This window comes from Allobosea sp. P1_A7, assembly GCF_056406775.1.
Genome location: NZ_JBFTZN010000236.1, coordinates 1 through 17,507 on the forward strand (window position 1 = coordinate 1; position 17,507 = coordinate 17,507).

17 protein-coding genes are annotated in these 17,507 nt (G+C 65.6%); 6 read left to right on the forward strand and 11 right to left on the reverse strand.

Features of this window, described 5'->3' with window-relative positions:
- The 4 genes from AC1D34_RS28805 to AC1D34_RS28820 form a co-directional block, all read left to right on the forward strand.
- Positions 1-766, forward strand: a 766-nt coding sequence (locus tag AC1D34_RS28805) for an acetyl-CoA C-acyltransferase (RefSeq protein ID WP_476826053.1), incomplete at its 5' end; no start/stop codon positions are given.
- A gap of 5 nt (positions 767-771) precedes the next feature.
- A complete protein-coding gene (locus AC1D34_RS28810) occupies positions 772-1,971 on the forward strand; it encodes an acyl-CoA dehydrogenase family protein (protein ID WP_476826054.1) in 1,200 nt (399 codons plus the stop codon).
- Between the two features lie 148 nt (positions 1,972-2,119).
- Positions 2,120-3,274: an acyl-CoA dehydrogenase family protein gene (locus AC1D34_RS28815; protein WP_476826055.1), complete on the forward strand. Its 1,155-nt coding sequence runs from the start codon at positions 2,120-2,122 to the stop codon at positions 3,272-3,274.
- A gap of 90 nt (positions 3,275-3,364) precedes the next feature.
- Entirely contained in the window at positions 3,365-4,420 is a 1,056-nt protein-coding gene (locus AC1D34_RS28820) for a DUF808 domain-containing protein (RefSeq protein WP_476826056.1), read from the forward strand.
- A gap of 9 nt (positions 4,421-4,429) precedes the next feature.
- On the opposite strand, the gene AC1D34_RS28825 is transcribed toward AC1D34_RS28820, so the two are convergent.
- Positions 4,430-5,125, reverse strand: a complete 696-nt coding sequence (locus tag AC1D34_RS28825) for a nitroreductase (protein ID WP_441488018.1) — start codon at positions 5,123-5,125, stop codon at positions 4,430-4,432.
- Positions 5,122-6,828: a lysine--tRNA ligase gene (locus AC1D34_RS28830; protein ID WP_476826057.1), complete on the reverse strand. Its 1,707-nt coding sequence runs from the start codon at positions 6,826-6,828 to the stop codon at positions 5,122-5,124. The genes AC1D34_RS28825 and AC1D34_RS28830 overlap by 4 nt, the downstream gene beginning before the upstream one ends.
- A 208-nt stretch (positions 6,829-7,036) precedes the next feature.
- Here AC1D34_RS28830 and AC1D34_RS28835 point away from each other — a divergent pair, with 208 nt between their 5' ends.
- Positions 7,037-8,209 carry an amidohydrolase gene (locus tag AC1D34_RS28835; RefSeq protein ID WP_476775585.1) on the forward strand — a complete coding sequence of 391 codons (1,173 nt, stop codon included), beginning with the start codon at positions 7,037-7,039 and terminating at the stop codon, positions 8,207-8,209.
- Positions 8,210-8,389: 180 nt separating this feature from the next.
- Here AC1D34_RS28835 and AC1D34_RS28840 read toward each other — a convergent pair whose 3' ends face one another.
- The 9 genes from AC1D34_RS28840 to uxaC form a co-directional block, all read right to left on the reverse strand.
- Positions 8,390-8,896: a substrate-binding periplasmic protein gene (locus tag AC1D34_RS28840; protein WP_476826058.1), complete on the reverse strand. Its 507-nt coding sequence runs from the start codon at positions 8,894-8,896 to the stop codon at positions 8,390-8,392.
- Positions 8,897-9,011: 115 nt separating this feature from the next.
- Positions 9,012-10,484: a mannitol dehydrogenase family protein gene (locus AC1D34_RS28845; RefSeq protein ID WP_476826059.1), complete on the reverse strand. Its 1,473-nt coding sequence runs from the start codon at positions 10,482-10,484 to the stop codon at positions 9,012-9,014.
- Entirely contained in the window at positions 10,481-11,761 is a 1,281-nt protein-coding gene (locus AC1D34_RS28850) for a TRAP transporter large permease (protein WP_441488023.1), read from the reverse strand. Before AC1D34_RS28850 ends, AC1D34_RS28845 begins: the two co-directional genes overlap by 4 nt.
- A 3-nt stretch (positions 11,762-11,764) precedes the next feature.
- A complete protein-coding gene (locus tag AC1D34_RS28855) occupies positions 11,765-12,298 on the reverse strand; it encodes a TRAP transporter small permease (RefSeq protein WP_441488024.1) in 534 nt (177 codons plus the stop codon).
- Between the two features lie 173 nt (positions 12,299-12,471).
- Positions 12,472-13,455 (reverse strand): TRAP transporter substrate-binding protein, encoded by a 984-nt coding sequence (locus AC1D34_RS28860; RefSeq protein WP_476826060.1) that lies wholly within the window; start codon positions 13,453-13,455, stop codon positions 12,472-12,474.
- Positions 13,456-13,549: 94 nt separating this feature from the next.
- A complete protein-coding gene (locus tag AC1D34_RS28865; RefSeq protein ID WP_441504427.1) occupies positions 13,550-13,891 on the reverse strand; it encodes a cupin domain-containing protein in 342 nt (113 codons plus the stop codon).
- On the reverse strand, positions 13,888-14,652 hold the full coding sequence (kduD, locus tag AC1D34_RS28870; RefSeq protein WP_441488027.1) for a 2-dehydro-3-deoxy-D-gluconate 5-dehydrogenase KduD: 765 nt from the start codon (positions 14,650-14,652) through the stop codon (positions 13,888-13,890). Before kduD ends, AC1D34_RS28865 begins: the two co-directional genes overlap by 4 nt.
- Positions 14,652-15,503 carry a 5-dehydro-4-deoxy-D-glucuronate isomerase gene (kduI, locus tag AC1D34_RS28875; protein ID WP_441488028.1) on the reverse strand — a complete coding sequence of 284 codons (852 nt, stop codon included), beginning with the start codon at positions 15,501-15,503 and terminating at the stop codon, positions 14,652-14,654. Before kduI ends, kduD begins: the two co-directional genes overlap by 1 nt.
- Positions 15,500-16,903 (reverse strand): glucuronate isomerase, encoded by a 1,404-nt coding sequence (gene uxaC, locus AC1D34_RS28880; RefSeq protein ID WP_476826061.1) that lies wholly within the window; start codon positions 16,901-16,903, stop codon positions 15,500-15,502. The genes kduI and uxaC overlap by 4 nt, the downstream gene beginning before the upstream one ends.
- A gap of 167 nt (positions 16,904-17,070) precedes the next feature.
- Here uxaC and AC1D34_RS28885 point away from each other — a divergent pair.
- Positions 17,071-17,507, forward strand: a 437-nt coding sequence (locus AC1D34_RS28885; RefSeq protein WP_476826062.1) for a GntR family transcriptional regulator, incomplete at its 3' end; no start/stop codon positions are given.

The window sequence follows — 17,507 nt, forward strand, 5'->3', positions numbered from 1 at the left end:
GCCCGAGATCTACACGACGATGATCGAGACCGCCGACAACGTCGCCGAGCGCTACGGCATCTCGCGCGAGGCGCAGGATCTGTTCTCGCTGGAAAGCCAGCGCCGCACCGCCGCGGCCCAGCAGCGCCTGCTGTTCGACGACGAGATCGTGCCGATGAGCGCAGTGATGTCCGTCACCGACAAGGCGAGCGGCGAAACGCGGAACGAGCAGGTCACGCTCGCCAAGGACGAGGGCAACCGGCCGGACACCACGCTGGAGGGGCTTGCGAAGCTGAAGCCGGTGCGCGGCGAGGACAAGTTCATCACCGCCGGCAATGCCAGCCAGCTCTCGGACGGTGCGGCTGCGAGCGTCGTGATGTCGGCGAAGGAGGCTGCGCGGCGGGGCCTGTCGCCGCTCGGCATCTTCCGTGGCTTCGCCTCGGCCGGCTGCGAGCCGGACGAGATGGGCATCGGCCCGGTCTTCGCCGTGCCGCGCCTGCTCGAGCGCAATGGCCTGAAGGTTTCGGATATCGATCTCTGGGAACTCAACGAGGCCTTCGCCTCCCAGTCGATCTATTGCCGCGACACGCTCGGCATCGATCCCGAGAAGGTCAACGTCAATGGCGGCGCGATCTCGGTCGGCCATCCCTTCGGGATGAGCGGGGCGCGGCTGGTTGGCCATGCATTGCTGGAGGGGCGCCGCCGCAAGGCGCGCTATGCCGTCGTCACCATGTGCGTCGCCGGCGGCATGGGCTGCGCGGGGCTGTTCGAGATCAATCAGGGCTAGCCATCATGGACCTGCGCTTCACGCCCGAGGAAATCGCCTTCCGCGATGAGGTGAGGCAGTTCTTCCGCACCGAGATCCCGGCTTCTATCCGCAGGAAGGTCTCCGAAGGCCTCGGGCTGGCGCGGGAGGATTATGTCACCTCGCAGCGGGTCATGAACGCGCGCGGCTGGGCCGTACCGCATTGGCCGAGCGAATGGGGCGGGCAGGATTGGAGCCCGATCCAGCGCTATATCTTCACTGAGGAGATGCTGCTCGCCGCCGTGCCGCTGCCGCAGCAGTTCAATTGCTACATGGTCGGGCCGGTGATCGCGGCCTTCGGCTCCCAGAGCCAGAAGGAGAAGCACCTCGCGCGTATCGCCAATCTCGACGAATGGTGGTGCCAGGGCTTTTCCGAGCCCGGCGCGGGTTCGGACCTCGCCTCGCTGAAGACGCGGGCCGTCCGCGATGGCGATCATTACGTCGTCAACGGCCAGAAGACCTGGACCACGCTCGGGCAGCACGCAGACTGGATCTTCTGCCTCGTGCGCACCGACCCCGCGGCGAAGAAGCAGGCCGGGATCTCTTTCATCCTGATCGACATGAAGACGCCCGGCATCACCCTGCGCCCGATCATCACGCTCGAGGGCCGGCACGAGGTCAACGAGGTTTTCTTCGACGATGTCCGCGTGCCCGTCGAAAACCTCGTCGGCGAGGAGAACAGAGGCTGGGACTATGCCAAGTTCCTCCTTGCCAACGAGCGTGTCGGCATCGCCCGGATCGGCCTCTCCAAGGAACGTCTTGCCCGGATCAAACGGCTGGCGAAGGAGATGCCGGCCGGCGACGGTGTGCTGTGGGATGACGCCGATTTCCGCGAACGGTTTGCGCTGGTCGAGATCGAACTGAAGGCGCTGGAAATCAGCCAGATGCGGGTGGTCGCAGCACAGGGCAGGCGCGATCCCAACAAACCCGATCCTGCCTCCTCGATCCTCAAGATCAAGGGCTCCCAATTGCAGCAGGCGACGACGGAACTGCTGCTGGAGGTGGCCGGGCCATTCGCGCTTGCCGCGCCGCTGCGGACGGGCGACCTCACCAATGACTGGCCCTTCGAGCATGACTGGGCCGATGCGGCTGCAGCGAGCTATTTCAACAACCGCAAGGTCTCGATCTATGGCGRCTCGAACGAAATCCAGAAGAACATCATCGCCAAGGCGGTGCTGGGGCTTTGACGATGAGGCTTGGCGCCCTGCCGCGTCCTGGCCGGGCTTGTCCCGGCCACCCCCGTCTTCCCTTCACGCGCGTCGCAGGACGCAAGAGCTCGCCACAAGGGCGAGCATGACGCGGTGGCTAGCGCCCCGCCAGGCTGGATGAAACCCGATGGATTTCGACCTCTCCTCCGAACAGGCCCAGCTCAAGGACAGTGTCGAGCGGCTGATCGGCGCCGCCTATGGCACGCTCGACGCGCGGCAGGCCTTGGCGAAGGAGCCGCTCGGCTTCTCCGAGAAGGGTTGGGCGCAGTTTGCGGAACTGGGCCTCACCGGCATCCCGTTTTCTGAGGAGGAGGGCGGTTTCGGCGGCGGTCCTGTCGAGACCATGGTGGTGATGGAGGCGCTGGGCAAGGGACTGGCGCTTGAGCCCTATCTTGCGAGCATTGTGCTGGGTGGCGGCGCCGTCCGGTTCGGCGGTTCGGCTGAACAGAAGGCGCGGATCATTCCGGGCATCGTTGACGGCACCCTGCGCCTGGCGCTGGCCTTCACCGAGAAGCAGTCACGCTACGATCTCTTCGACGTGGCGACGAGCGCGCAGCGCACGGAGACAGGGTTCGTGCTCGATGGCGCCAAGAGCGTCGTGATCAATGGCGACAGCGCGCACCGGATCGTGGTGAGCGCCAGGACAGATGGCGGCCGGCGCGACCGGACCGGTATCAGCCTCTTCCTCGTCGATGCGGCGGCGCCCGGCGTGAGAACCCGAGGCTACCCGACACAGGATGGCGGACGCGCTGCGGAGATCGCCTTCTCCGGCGTCGTGCTCGGCCAGGAGGCTCTGCTGGGATCGCTCGGCGCAGGGCTGCCGATCCTCGAGCGTGTCGCTGACAACGCCATTGCTGCGCTCGCCGCCGAAGCTGTCGGCATCATGGATGCTCTGCACGGCCTGACCGTCGACTATCTCAAGACGCGCCAGCAGTTCGGCGTCGCGATCGGCCAGTTCCAGGTGCTGCAGCATCGCGCCGTCGACATGCTGATGGCGCTCGAACAAGCCCGCTCGATGGCGCTCTATGCCGCGATGATGGTCGGCCATCCCGATGCGGGCGAGCGGACCGCCGCGTTGTCGGCTGTGAAGGTCCAGATCAATCGCTCCTGCCGGCTGGTGGGGCAGGAGGCGGTGCAGCTCCATGGCGGCATCGGCATGACGATGGAATATCTCGGCGCGCATTATTTCAAGCGCCTGACCATGATCGAGAGCCTGTTCGGCGATACCCCCCATCATCTGCGGCGGGTCGGGCAGGCTGGCGGGCTGGTCGCTGCCTCCTGAGGCGACTTGCCGGACGGAGGCGCCCCTTGTCATCTTCGGGGCCGCGTCGTTGACTGGTTTGGCCCAGTGCGTGTCCCCGGAGGTGCGATCGTGAGTTCCGGCCTTGTCGCCCTGCTMGACGATATCGCGGCGCTTGCGAAGGTCGCTGCGGCGTCCCTCGACGATGCCGCGAGCCAGGCGGCGAAGGCGAGTGCCAAGGCTGCCGGCATCGTCATCGACGATACGGCCGTGACGCCGCGCTATGCCGTCGGGTTCAGCGCGGATCGGGAACTTCCGATCATCGGGCGGATCGCGCTGGGCTCATTGCGGAACAAGCTGGCATTCCTGCTGCCGGCGGCGCTCCTGCTGGCGCTGTTCGCGCCCTGGGCAATCACGCCGCTGCTGATGCTGGGCAGCCTCTATCTCTGCTTCGAGGGAGCCGAGAAGGTCCTGGAATTGGTCCGGCCTCATGGCGCTGATGTCGAAGGCGAGGGCGCCTCGGCGGGGATCGACGCCACCCAGTTCGAGAACCAGAGGATCAGCGGTGCAGTGAGGACCGACTTCATCCTCTCGGCGGAGATCATGGCGATCACGCTCGCAAGCGTGTCTCAGTCCTCGTTCTGGACGCAGGCGCTGGTCCTGGCCATCGTCGGCATCGGGATGACCGCCTTCGTCTACGGTCTCGTCGCGCTGATCGTGAAGGCCGATGATGCCGGCGTTGCTCTGGCGCAGAACGATCACCCCATCTCAAACCTGCTTCACCTTGGGCGTGGCAAACGCCCCGCCGAAGCCGAGCCCAGCATCGTCGACCGCCTGCTGCGGCCCCTGTCCAAGGGATTCGGGCGGGGGCTCGTGGTGAGCATGCCCGTGCTGCTCTCGATCCTCAGCGCTGTCGGGACCGTCGCCATGCTCTGGGTCGGCGGCGGCATCCTGATCCACGGTTTCGAGGGCTATGGCTTCAGTGCGGTGGGCCACCTCATTCACGATGCGGCCGTGGCATCGGCCCGCCCCGTCCCCGGCCTGGGCGCGGTTGTCGAATGGCTGGTGACGGCGGCGCTGTCGGCGGTCGTCGGGCTGGCCGCGGGCGTGGCARCGATGATCGGCATTCACTTCGCCGTTGCGCCAGTGCTGAAGCTGTTCGGCAAGAGCAGGCCGAAGCTGGTGTAGCTCCTGCCTTCAGTCGAGCCAGGTGGTGAAGGTCTCGACCGGCTCGCGCTCCGGCACGAGCCGGTTCGCAGCTGCGTCAGGGTCGGCATGGCCGATCGCGATGCCGCAGACGACGACCTCGCTCTCGGGGATTGCCAACGCATCGCGCACGACCGGATGAAAGCGGGCAAAAATCGCCTGCGGGCAGGTATCGAGGCCATGCGCCTGGGCAGCGATCAGCAGATTCTGGATGAACATGCCGAGATCGAGCCAGGAGCCGATTTCGAGGTCGCGGTCGATCGTCACCATCAGCGCGACCGGCGCGCCGAAAAAGCGCAGGTTATAGGCCGTCTGCCGCTTCATGCCCTCATGGTCACCCCTGGTGACGCCGAGCAGGCCATAGAGGTCCCAGCCGACCTTGCGGCGGCGCGACTGATAGGGCTCGGTGAAGGTCTGCGGGTAGTAGCGGTACTCCTCCGCCGGTTTGAAGTCGGGATCGTCCAGCGCAGCGAGCAACCCGGCTTCCAGCCGTGCCCGGCTCTTGGGGCCGAGCACACGCGCCTTCCAGGGCTGCATATTGGTCCCGCTCGGCGCTTGGGCGGCGAGTTCGAGCAGGAGCCGCACCAGCGCAGGATCGACCGGATCCGGCAGAAAGGCACGCACCGCGCGGCGACTGCGGATGGCCTGTTCGACCATATCCGGTGCAAGCGCGGTGCGTTTGTTCATCCCCGTGCGGCCTCACGCGCCTTCAGGAAGGCGTGGTGCTCGGCGAGCAGGTCGCCGGCGAGCGCCTTGGCGATCAGCGCGCGGGTGTTCTCGATGCCGTAGATCGCGGCGAAGGAGCCGAAGCGTGGGCCTTTGGGCTCACCGAGCAGGATCTCGTAGAGCGTGTTGAACCAGGCGAGCGAGACGCCGGCCGAGCCGTCCTTCTGCACGGTCTTGTAAGGATCGCGTCGGCCGATATCGTAGACCGCGTCCTGGATCGTGCCGGCATCGGTGACGCCTGCAGCCGAGAGTTCGCCGAGCCTGGCTGAGAGATCCTCCAGGGCCTGCCGCTCCTCCAGCGTCGCCGGACGGTATTGCTTGGCTGGCTTCACGAAATCCTGGAAATAGCGGATCGCGTAGCCGACCAGCGCGTCGAGACGCGGATGGGTCGCAGGCGAGGCACCCGGCGCATAGCGGCGCAGGAAGCCCCAGAGTACATCCTTGTCCTCGGCATTGGCCACGGCGACGAGGTTCATCAGCAGCCCGAAGGTGACCTGCGTCTTGGCGGCGTTATCGCCTTCGCCCGAGGCGATCACCTCCGGCGCCGGCGGGTTGCCGTTATGGATATGCCAGACGGGATTGCCGAGCCGGTTCTTCCAATCCTGCCGCTCGTAGCCGCCGAGGAACTGCAGATATTCGTCAGCCGCACGCGGAATGACGTCGAAATGCAGCTTCTTGGCCTCGCGCGGACGCGAGTACATGAAGAGCGCCAGGCTCTCCTGCGAGCCATAGGAGAGCCATTGCTCGATGGTCAGGCCGTTGCCCTTCGACTTCGAGATCTTCTGGCCCTGCTCATCGAGGAAGAGCTCGTAGTTGAAGCCGTCCGGCGGCGTCGCATCGAGGGCGCGCGCGATGGCCGACGAGACCTTGACGGAATCGATCAGGTCCTTGCCGGCCATCTCGTAGTCGATGCCGAGCGCGACCCAGCGCATCGCCCAATCCGGCTTCCATTGCAGCTTGGCATGGCCGCCGGTGACAGGGGTCTCGAAACGCTCGCCGCTCTCCGGGGCGGTCCAGGTGATGGTCCCCTTCTCGACATCGCGCGCCTCGATCGGCACCTGCATGACGATGCGGGTCCTGGGATGGATCGGCAGGAAGGGCGAATAGGTCGCGGCGCGCTCCTCGCGGAGCGTTGGCAGCATGATCTTCATCACCGCGTCGTAGCGCGCCAGCAGCTTCAGCAGGGTCGCGTCGAACTCGCCCGCCCGATAGCTGTCGGTCGAGGACTTGAACTCGTAATCGAAGCCGAACTGGTCGAGGAAGGCACGCAGGCGGGCGTTGTTATGCCGGCCGAACGAGTCATGCGTGCCGAAAGGATCGGGGACCTCGGTCAGCGGCCGTCCGAGATGCTTCGCCAGCAATTCCTTGTTCGGGACGTTGTCCGGCACCTTGCGCAGGCCGTCGAGATCGTCGGAGAAGGCGATCAGCCGCGTCGGCACCGTGTCGTCGGTGAGCACGCGGAAGGCGTGGCGCACCATCGAGGTGCGCGCGACCTCGCCAAAGGTGCCGATATGCGGCAGGCCCGAGGGGCCGTATCCGGTCTCGAAGAGCACCTCTTTCTTGCCCGATTTCTCGATCCGGGCCACGAGCTTGCGTGCTTCCTCGAACGGCCAGGCGGCCGAACGCTGGGCGGCATCCACGAGCGTGGGATCGAAAGCGGACATTTGCGGCGGGTCCTCGTCTGTCTCAAGGTTTTCGGAAGCTCCGGCTTTGACAGATGAGAACGGGCGGCGTCAATCGGTGCCGGCTGTCCTGGGGCGTTGCCTGCCCTGCACCGCATTCATTGCCTGCCCGGGTCGCGTTCGGTCGAATTGCTCTTGCGGCGCATGCGTATAGGCTCCGCTCCGCGATTGGCTCTGTATCGGATACCTCATGGATCACGCTCTCCTCGAAACGCTCAAGACATGGCGACGACATCTCCACGCGCATCCCGAACTCTCGCTGAAGGAGAGCGCGACGGCCGCCTTCGTTCAGGAGAAGCTGACCGAACTCGGCATTCCCTTCACCGCCGGCATTGGTGGCCACGGCGTCGTCGCGACGCTGAAGCGCGGCAACTCGGACCGCAGCGTCGGATTGCGGGCCGATATGGACGCCTTGCCGATTCTCGAGGCGAATGACCTGCCCTATGTCTCCACGAACAAGGGCGTGATGCACGCTTGCGGCCATGATGGCCACACGACCTCCCTGCTCGGAGCCGCCGCCCTGCTGGCGCGCGACGAAAGCTGGAGCGGGACGGTCCATCTGCTGTTCCAGCCTTCGGAGGAGAATGGTGCCGGCGCCCGGGCGATGATCGCCGACGGTCTGTTCGAACGCTTCCCGATGGAGCGCGTCTTCGGATTCCATAACTGGCCCGGCCTGGAAGCCGGCACGGTGGCGGTTCATCACGGACCGGTTATGGCCGAACCCGGCCGATTCCGGATCACCCTGCACGGCACGGCCGGCCATGCCGCCAAGCCCGACCTGACGCGCGATCCGATCGTTGCGATGAGCCATCTGATCGTGGCTCTGCAGACGATCGTTGCCCGCAATGTCGATCCGCTCGACAGCGCGGTCGTCTCGGTCGGCATGGTGCATGGCGGCCAGGCGCCGAACCAGATCCCGTCCAGCGTCACCATCGACGGCACTTTCCGGACCTATCGGCCGGCGGTGCGCGATCGCGTGATCGGGAGCCTCAAGCGCATTGCCAACAGCACGGCCGAGGCCTTCGAGATGCGGGCCGAGATCGAGATCATCACTGGCGGTCGCGCCACGGCGAATACCGAACTGGAGGAAGAGATCTCGGTCGCGGCAGCGAAGCAGGCTGGTCTGACGGTTCGGCGCGACGTGCCGCCGAGCACCGCGAGCGAGGATTTCTGCCATTTCATGGCGGACAGGCCGGGCGCCTATGTCTGGATCGGCAATGGCCCGGTGACCGACGGTGGCGAGCTCCACAACGAGCGCTACAACTTCAATGACGATATCCTGCCCGCCACGGCTGGCTGGATGGCAAGCGCGGCCCGCCTGGCGCTCGAGGGCGAGCTCTCCAATACGCGCCCAGCGCGATGAAACGGGAGGGAGGCGGGTCCACGGGCTCACCTCCCTCCTGATTCTGCGTGGGGCAACCGAACCTGACGAGATTGGGGCGGCAGCGAGCCTTCGGGGAACCGGGTAGGCCGGGCGCCGATTGCGAGCGCTCCGGACACGAGATCGGCGAGGAGCCTGGGTTGGCTTCCCTTCAGAACGGGCTCACCGGAAAGAACCGCAGATAGAGCCTGGCATAGGTGCCGTCGTCCCAGAGCGATTGGAGCGCATAGTCGATTGCGCGTATGAGGGTCGGGTCATCCTTGCGCGTGAGGAAGCATAGAGATGGCTGGCGCTGAAACGGGCGCGGATCTGCGGCGTCACCGCCATCGCCGCCGCCAGGACGTCGCCGCGCCCTTCGGCCAGGGAATCGAGCAGCGTGTCGAAGCGGCGGGCCTGAACCGTGCAGGTCCACAGCATCCTCTCGCAGACCGCACGGGCGAGCTCGACCGAGAAACCGGTCAGCGCGCCGTCCGGCGCAGCAAAATGCAGCGGCGGATAGTCGTCGTCGGTCAGGAAACGAACCACGCGTGGGGGCCCGGGCTCCGGCCGATCGAGCCTGATCTTGCCGTCCCAGAAATTGGGGACGGTCGCGGGAGATTGCGCCGCAGCTGTGCCGGCTATCAGGAGGCCAAGGCAGAATGTGGAGGCAAGGAGGGCGAGCCGCTTCATGGCCGCATCTGGCGACAGGGGGCGAGCCTGATCAAGAGGTTTCGCTATTCGCATGTGGAACCCTGTCCCTGCAGGAGAGGGTTCCACATGCGCTGTTGCTTTCCGGGCTTCGGCCTCAGGCCGCCAGCGCCGCCGCCGTTGCCTTCGCGCCCTGCGAGAACAGGCTATCGAGCTGCCGGGCGACAGCCTTGGGGAAGGCCGTCTCGCGCGGCAGGTCGCTACCGAAGATCGCTTCGATGCCGAGAAGGCCGCTGCTCAGCGCCTGCGCATTCCGGCCCGCCTGCGTCGCGATGCGGGCGAATTCGCCCGCCAGCGGGTCGCGGACATCGATGACGGTGCCCGTCTCGTCCGTGCCGGTGACGTAACGCATCCAGGCCGCGACGCCGAGCGCAAGGTGATCGATCGGCGCACCGGCCTTGAGGCGTTCGCGGATCGTGCCGAGCAGACGCTGCGGCAGCTTCTGCGAGCCGTCCATGGCGATCTGCCAGGTACGGTGGCGAATGGCGGGGTTGCGGAAGCGGGTGAGCAGCGCGCCGGCATAGTCGGTGAGATCGACGCCTTGCGGAGCGGGCACGGTCGGGATGATCTCGGCCCAGAGCCCCTGCAGGAAGCGGGCGAGCACCGGATCGCCGCTCGCCTCGGCCACGGTCTCGTGGCCGGAGAGATAGCCGAGATAGGCGAGGCTGGAATGGGCACMGTTGAGCATGCGCAGCTTCATGAACTCGAAGGGCGCGACCTCGGAGACCATCTGGGCGCCGACTTCGTCCCATGCGGGCCTGCCACTGGCAAAACGATCCTCGACCGCCCATTGCCGGAAGGGTTCTCCGATCACCGGTGCGGCGTCCTCGACACCGAGCAGGCCGGCGGCCTCCGCGATGTCGGCGTCGGTGGTGGCGGGCACGATGCGGTCGACCATCGTCGCCGGGAAGGCTCCATTCGCTTCGATCCAGGCTGCAAGTGTATCGTCCTGCAGAGCTGCGAAGTCGCGCACCAGGCCGCGCAGGACCTTGCCGTTATGCGGAAGGTTGTCGCAGCTCAGCGCGGTAAAGGGAGCGAGGCCTTCGGCCTTTCGCAGCTTCAGGGCCGCGACGATCAGGCCAATGGCCGAGCGCGGGGCATCGGGATGTTCCAGATCGTGAACAATGTCGGGATGATCCTGCCGCAGCCGGCCGGTGGCCGGGTCGTGGCAATAGCCCTTCTCGGTCACGGTCAGCGAGACGATGCGCGTTTCGGCGGCGGCGAGACGTGTGACGAGAGCGGCGGGATTCTCGGGCGCGACGAGCACATCGAGCACGGAACCGATGATGCGCATCTGCGGGCCGTCTGGAGCCCGCTTCAGGAAGCTGTAGAGACCGCCTTGCGGCTTCAGCCTGTCGCGCTGGTCGGGGCGCTGCAGGCTGGCGCCGATGATACCCCAGCCGCCGAAAGCGTGCTCGAGCGCATCATCCGTATATTCGCACAGATGGGCGCGGGCGAAGGCGCCGAGCCCGAGATGCACGATGCCGGGCTTCAGCCCTGCGCGCGCATAGGATGGACGGCGGACGGTCTTTGGCAGGCTGCCAAGGGTTTGCGGCGACAGTCTGGTCAATGGAACACTCTTGGCAGCCAGAGGGAGATTGCAGGGACATAGGTCACCAGCAGGAGTACGGCAACGCTGGCGCCGTAGAAGGGCCAGATCGTCCGCATCGATTCCCCGATCGAGACGCGCCCGATGGCACAGGCGACGAACTGTACCGATCCGACCGGCGGCGTGTTCAGGCCGATGCCGGCGTTCAGGATCAGGATCACGCCGAAATGCACGGGGTCGACGCCAAAGGCCTTCACAACCGGCAGAAAGATCGGCGTGCAGATGATGATCATCGGCGCCATGTCCATGAACGTGCCGAGCACGAGCAGGATGAGATTGATCATCAGCAGGATGACGAGTGGGTTGTCCGAGACCGCCTTCATCGCGCCGATCGTCGCCTGCGGCACCTGCAGGAAGGCCATCAGCCAGCCGAAGGCGCCGGCCGTCCCGATCACCAGCAGCACCATAGCCGTGGTGCGAACCGCGCCAAGGGTCGCTTCGACAAAGGCCGTCCAGGTGAGCTGGCGATAGACGAAGATGGTGACGAGGACGGCGTAGACGACAGCCACGCAGGAGGATTCCGTTGCGGTGAAAACGCCGGACCGGACCCCGCCGAAGATGATGAAGATCAGCAGGATGCCGGGCAGCGCCAGCACCATGTAGCGGCCCACCGCAGCAAATCCCGGAAACGCCTCGCGCGGATAGCCGCGCCGGACCGCGACGGCCCAGGCCGCAACCATCAGCGCGGCGCAGAGCATCAGGCCGGGAATGATGCCGGCGGTAAACAGATCGGCGATCGAGATGTTTCCGCCCGCCGAGAGCGAATAGATGATCATGTTGTGCGAGGGCGGGATCAGCAGCGCGATGATCGCCGCATTGGCCGTGACATTGACCGCATAGTCCGCGTCGTAGCCGCGTTTGACCATTTGCGGGATCATCAGGCCGCCGACGGCGGATGCATCCGCGACGGCCGAGCCGGAAATGCCGCCGAACAGCGTGCAGGTGACGACATTGACCTGCCCCAGGCCGCCGCGCAGATGGCCGACGAGACTCGAGGCCATCTGGATCAGGCGCTCGGCGATGCCGCCGCGGATCATCAGGTCGCCGGCATAGATGAAGAACGGAATCGCCATCATGGCGAAGGCGTTCATGCCGGAATTCATCTGCTGGAAGACGACGACCGGCGGCAGGCCCATATAGACGACGGTGGCGATYGACGACATGCCCAGGCAGAAAGCCACGGGCACGCCGATGAGGAGAAGCAGCGCGAAGGTACCAAAGAGGATCCAGAGTTCCATCGCTCAGACTTCCTGTGCGCTGCCGAAATGCGTGAAGCCGAGCGGGGCGGATTTCGCCTTGGTGAGAAAGAGCATGAGCTTTTCGAAGGAGAAGAGGGCGATCAAGGCGCCGCCGACCGCGATGGGGACATAGTCCCAGCCGCGCGAGATGCCGATGATCGGCAGGCGGTCGCTCCAGGTCCCGATGGCGAGCTGCGCGCCATAGACCAGCATGGCGAGGCCGAAGGCAATCACCAGAAGCTCGGTCAGGATGATCAGCCCGTTGCGCAGCGGCGGCGGCGACATGGCGAGGCCGACCTCGAAGCCGAGATGATCGCTCTCGCGCACGCCGACTGCGGCGCCGAGCAGGATGAACCAGGACATCAGGAAGAGGGCGCTGGCCTCGACCCAGATCGGCGTGTCGTTCAGCACATAACGCCCGAAGACGCCCCATGCGACGATCACGGTCATGGCGACAAGACCTGCCCCGGCGATGACCAGTGCAATGAGGCAGAGCTTGGCGCCCAGCCGGGTCAGGATTTGTGCAAGGAGAAGCATCAAGACGCTCCGGCGCCGCGTGAGGCGCTTTTTCCCGGGTGATGCTGGCTTGTTCCAGTTTCGCCGGCGGTGAAAGCCGCCTGCGAAGCGGGATCGTCAGAACCGCTCCACCCGGGGAAGGCCGAAAAGGAGACGCAAGTGACTGGGCGCAGCCGGAAGGGCCGCGCCGGCCTTCACTTCACCGCCTGGATGGCAGCCACCATCTCCTTGAGCTTCGGATCGGTGACGAACTTGTCGTAGACGGGCTTCATCGCATCGATGAAGGGCTGCTTCTCGACCGTGTTGATCTGTGCGCCGCCAGCTTTGACCTTGGCTTCCGACTCCTTCTCGCGCGCATCCCAGAGCTCGCGCATCTTGGCGACGGATTCCTTGGCTGCGGTCTTGATCAGCGCCTGGTCCGCCGCGTTGAACTTGTCGAAGCTGCGCTTCGACATCACGAGCACCTCCGGCGAGAGCGAGTGCTCGGTGGTCGAATAGAACTTCGAGACCTCGAAATGGCGGGTCGACTCGTAGGACGGCCAGTTGTTCTCGGCGCCGTCGATGACGCCGGTCTRCAGCGCCGAATAGACTTCGCCGAACGGCATCGGGGTGGCATTGGCGCCGAGCGCCGAGACCAGAGCCACGAACATGTCGGACTGCTGGACGCGAATCTTCATGCCCTTCATGTCGGCTGGCGAGCCGATCGGGCGCTTGCCGTTATAGAAGGAGCGCGAGCCGGAATCGTAGAAGGCGAGGCCGATCAGGTCGTGCTTCTCAAAATCCTTGAGCAGGTTGTCGCCGATCGGGCCGTCCATGACTTTCCGCATATGATCGACCGAGCGGAAGATGAAGGGCAGCGAGGGTATGTTGGTCGCCGGGATCAGGTTGTTGAACGGCGCCATGTTGATGCGGTTCATGTCGATGACGCCAAAGCGCGTCTGATCGATCGTATCCTTCTCCTGGCCGAGCTGGGCGGAGTGGAAGACGTTGATCTTGATGCGTCCATTGGTCCGCTGATCCAGCAGCTGGCCCATGTATTTGACCGCTTCGATGGTCGGATAGCCGTCAGGGTGGATGTCGGTGGAGCGCAGGGTGACGTTCTGCGCCTGAGCCGCGCCGCCGGTCGCTGCGATGAAAGCCGCGCCGACGAGCGCGGAGACTGTCCGTCTTGTAAGCATGTTCCTGTTCCTCCCGTTTGAATAGATCGCCGGATTTTCCCGGTCGTTCTTGCCCCGTGTTCGGGAGCCGTGCCGCCCCATGCCGGCTTCGGCCTTAGAGAAATTCCCTCCGCATCGGCGTGAAGGAATCGATCAACTGCCCGGCCTCGATGGCGACGACGCCATGGACGAGGTTTTCGGGCACGAAGAAGCTGTCGCCGGCCGCTAGCCTGCTGGTCCTGCCGTCAATCGTGACGTCGAAGACGCCGCTCTCGACATAGGACGCCTGACGATGCGGGTGCTGGTGCGCCTTGCCGATGGCTCCGGCCTCGAAGACGACGCGGACGATCATCAGGTCGGGCCCATAGGCCATGATCTTGCGCTTCACGCCAGGCTCGGTCGCCTGCCAGGCGAAGTCGCGCTCATGCTGGAAGAAGGAGTTGAGACGCTCGCTCATCGTGCCAGCCAGCCTCCATCGACGGGGATGATCGCACCATGCACGTAGGCCGCCGCGTCGCTTGCAAGGAAGACGGCAGCCCCGCCGATATCCGAAGGCTTGCCCCAACGACCAGCCGGGATGCGGGCAAGGATGGCGGCGTTACGGTCGGCATCCTCACGCAGGGCCTGCGTGTTGTTGCTCTCGATATAGCCGGGGGCGATCGCGTTCACATTGATGCCCTTGCCCGCCCATTCGCAGGCCAACAGCCGGGTCAGGCCGGCAAGCCCGCTCTTGCTCGCAGTATAGGAGGCGACGCGGATACCGCCCTGGAAGGAAAGCAGCGAGGCGATGTTGACGATGCGCCCGGTGCGGCCGGCCGCGAGCGCTGCCTTCGCAAAGGCCTGGGACAGGAAGAAACTCGCCTTGAGGTTCACGTTCATGACCTCGTCCCAGTCGCTCTCGCTGAAATCGAGAGCGTCGGCGCGGCGGATGATGCCGGCATTGTTGACGAGGATATCGAGCGGGCCGGCGGCTTCGGCGGCTCTGGTGACGGCCTCGGCTGCGATCCCGGGTTGCTGCAGATCGACGGCGAGCGGCAGGCAGCGTCCGCCGGCATTGGTGATCTTTGCCACCGTCTCGGTCATGGACGAGCGGCCGGCGGCGACGACCGTGGCTCCGGCCTCGGCCAGCGCCAGCGCAATGCCCTGGCCTATGCCGGTATTGGCGCCGGTGACGAGCGCCGTGCGCCCGACGAGATCGAAGGGCGCACGCGCAACCATCAGCGCAGCATCTCGACGGGCGCGGCGTCCATGTCGGTGAACTCGACATTGTCGCCGGCCATGGCCCAGACGAAGGCGTAGTTCGAGGTGCCGCAGCCGCAATGGATCGACCAGTTCGGCGAAATCACGGCCTGCTCGTTGGCGACGAGCAGGTGCCGGGTTTCGGTCGGTTCGCCCATGAAATGGAAGACGCGATGGGCCGGGTCGAGGTTGAAATAGAGATAGGCTTCCATCCGCCGCGTGTGGGTGTGGCAGGGCATGGAGTTCCAGACCGAACCGGGCTCGAGTGCCGTCATGCCCATGACGAGCTGGTTGGTGCCCGTCGTGTTCGGCATGATGTATTGCCGGATGGTGCGCTTGTTCGAGGTCTCGGCCGTGCCGAGATGCAGAGTGTTGGCATCCGATTGGCGGACGAGCTGATGCGGCGCCTCGCGATGGGCGGGGGCGCTGGTCAGGTAGAACTTGGCGGGGTTGGCCGGATCGGCGCTGGAGAAGCTGACCTCCTTCGCGCCCAGTCCGACATAGAGCGCGTCGAGGTTCGGCAGTTCGAACTGCTTACCGTCGACGGTGACCGTGCCGGCGCCTCCGATATTGATCACCCCGAGTTCGCGGCGCGCCAGGAAGAAGGGCGTGCCGGTCGGGGCGAAGGGGTCGAGCGTCAGCGGCTTGCTCACCGGGGTGGCGCCGCCGACGATCATGCGGTCGTAATGGCTGTAGGTCCGCGTCAGCTCACCCGGCACGAAGATGCGCTCGACCAGGAAGTCCTGACGCAGTGCCTCGGTGTCGTAGCGCTTCACATCGCGTGGATGCGCGGCCTGGCGTTCGTCGATCGAGCTCGCTGCGCTGGTCACAGGCGGTAGGCCTCCTTGGCCAGGCGATAGGCGAGGTCGTAGGCCACCTCCGCCGCCTCGTCCTCGCCGAGGCGATGCTCGGCGACGAGCTTGGCGAGATAGGTGCAGTCGCAGCGGCGAGCGACGTCGTGACGGGCTGGAATCGAGAGATAGGCGCGCGTGTCGTCGTTGAAGCCGACGGTATTGTAGAAGCCTGCGGTCTCCGTCGTGAGCTCGCGGAAGCGCAGCATGGCTTCCGGCGCGTCGAGGAACCACCAGCCGGGTCCGAGCTTCAAAGCGGGATAATGTCCGGCGAGCGGCGCGAGTTCGCGGGAGTAGACGGTCTCGTCGAGGGTGAAGGCGATGACCGTCAGGTTGGGTTCGTTGCCCACCGCATCGAGCAGCGGCCTCAGTGCCGAGACGTAATCCACGCCGCGCGGGATATCGCAGCCCATATCGCGGCCGAAGGTTTCGAACAGCATCGGGTTATGGTTGCGGACGGAGCCGGGGTGGATCTGCAGGACGAAGCCGTCATCGAGGCTCATCTTCGCCATCTCGGTGAGCATCTGACCGCGGAACAGGTCGGCATCCTCGGCCGAGAACTTGCCCTTCAGGATCTTGGCGAAGAGTTTTTCGGATTCTGCCTGCGAGAGATTTGCCGTGCGCGCGGTGGCGTGGCCATGGTCCGAGGAGGTCGCGCCACGCTGTTTGAAATAGGCCCGGCGGGCGCGGTGGGCCGCGAGATAGCCGGTCCAGTTCATGACATCTTCGCCGGTCAGCTCGCCGAACTGTGCGAGATTGTCCTTGAAGCCCTCGAATTCGGGGTCGACGACGCTGTCCGGCCGATAGGCCGTGACGACCTTGCCGCCCCAGCCGGATTCCCGGATCATGTCGTGCCATTTCAGGTCGTCGAGCGCGCCCTCGGTGGTCGCGATCGCCTCGATGTTGAAACGCTCGAACAGGGCGCGGGGACGAAACTCCGGCTGCTCGAGCTTTTCGGCGATGCGGTCGTAGATGCGGTCGGCATTCTCCGGGCTCAGGCGCTCGTTGATGCCGAAGACCCCGGACAGGGCATGCTCGAACCAGAGCCGGGTCGGCGTGCCGCGGAACAGCCGCCAATGGCTGGCGAAGAGCCGCCAGATCGCGCGGGGATCGGTCTCGACCGGGCCGCCATCCTTGCGGGCGATGCCGAGCTGCTCGAGCCTGACGCCCTGCGAGTAAAGCATCCGGAAGATGTAGTGGTCGGGCTTGACCAGCAGCGTCGCCGGATCCGGGAACGGCTTGTCCTCGGCGAACCAGCGCGGGTCGGTATGGCCGTGTGGCGAGATGATCGGGAGATCGCGAATCCCGGCATAGAGACGGCGCGCGATGCCTCGCGTCACCGGATCGGCAGGAAACAGGCGATCATCGTGCAGCAACATCAGCAATCTGTCCCGATAGGCCCGCGACTGTACGGGCGAGAAGCGTATCGGATCAATATACTAATATACTAGTATGTCAAAGGTGATTGTGGTAGCGCCTAAGGAGGGTGGCGCTCACAGGGCTCAGGCCGGAGCGTTCGGGAGACATGGGTGGCTGGGACGGGACGATGAACGAGCTCGCAGGCGGCCGCGGCCATGCAGCGGATAATCGACGCGAGCGGCGCCCCCTGGGGCGGGCCGTGGCTCCCGCCGGGCGCTCGACGGCCGCTTCACTGGTTCAGGACGATCTCCGACGCGCCATCCTCGCCATGGAGCTGAGGCCCGGCGTGCCGCTCTCCGAGAAGGAGCTGACGGCGCGCTTCGGCGTCAGCCGTACCCCGGTCCGTGAAGCGCTGATCCGTCTCAAGGAAGAGGGGCTGGTCGAGATCTTTCCGCAGGCGGGGACTTTCGTTGCGCGCATCCCGACCGGGGCTATTCCCGAAGCGGTCTTCATCCGGCAGGCGCTGGAATGCGCGACCGTGGAACTGCTTGCCCGCATCGCGACGCCGGAGGCCATCGCCCGACTTGATGCCACGATCGCGCGCCTGCACGAAGCCTTCGATAT

What these genes read in the sequence shown, in the direction of transcription:
- AC1D34_RS28855 (WP_441488024.1), bottom strand. Translation starts at nt 12,298, where the DNA reads ATGCTTCTCCTTGCACAAATCCTGACCCGGCTGGGCGCCAAGCTCTGC.
- AC1D34_RS28815 (WP_476826055.1), top strand. Translation starts at nt 2,120, where the DNA reads ATGGATTTCGACCTCTCCTCCGAACAGGCCCAGCTCAAGGACAGTGTC.
- AC1D34_RS28830 (WP_476826057.1), bottom strand. Translation starts at nt 6,828, where the DNA reads ATGTCCGCTTTCGATCCCACGCTCGTGGATGCCGCCCAGCGTTCGGCC.
- AC1D34_RS28865 (WP_441504427.1), bottom strand. Translation starts at nt 13,891, where the DNA reads ATGAGCGAGCGTCTCAACTCCTTCTTCCAGCATGAGCGCGACTTCGCC.
- AC1D34_RS28835 (WP_476775585.1), top strand. Translation starts at nt 7,037, where the DNA reads ATGGATCACGCTCTCCTCGAAACGCTCAAGACATGGCGACGACATCTC.
- kduD (WP_441488027.1), bottom strand. Translation starts at nt 14,652, where the DNA reads ATGGTTGCGCGTGCGCCCTTCGATCTCGTCGGGCGCACGGCGCTCGTC.
- AC1D34_RS28840 (WP_476826058.1), bottom strand. Translation starts at nt 8,896, where the DNA reads ATGAAGCGGCTCGCCCTCCTTGCCTCCACATTCTGCCTTGGCCTCCTG.
- AC1D34_RS28825 (WP_441488018.1), bottom strand. Translation starts at nt 5,125, where the DNA reads ATGAACAAACGCACCGCGCTTGCACCGGATATGGTCGAACAGGCCATC.
- uxaC (WP_476826061.1), bottom strand. Translation starts at nt 16,903, where the DNA reads ATGTTGCTGCACGATGATCGCCTGTTTCCTGCCGATCCGGTGACGCGA.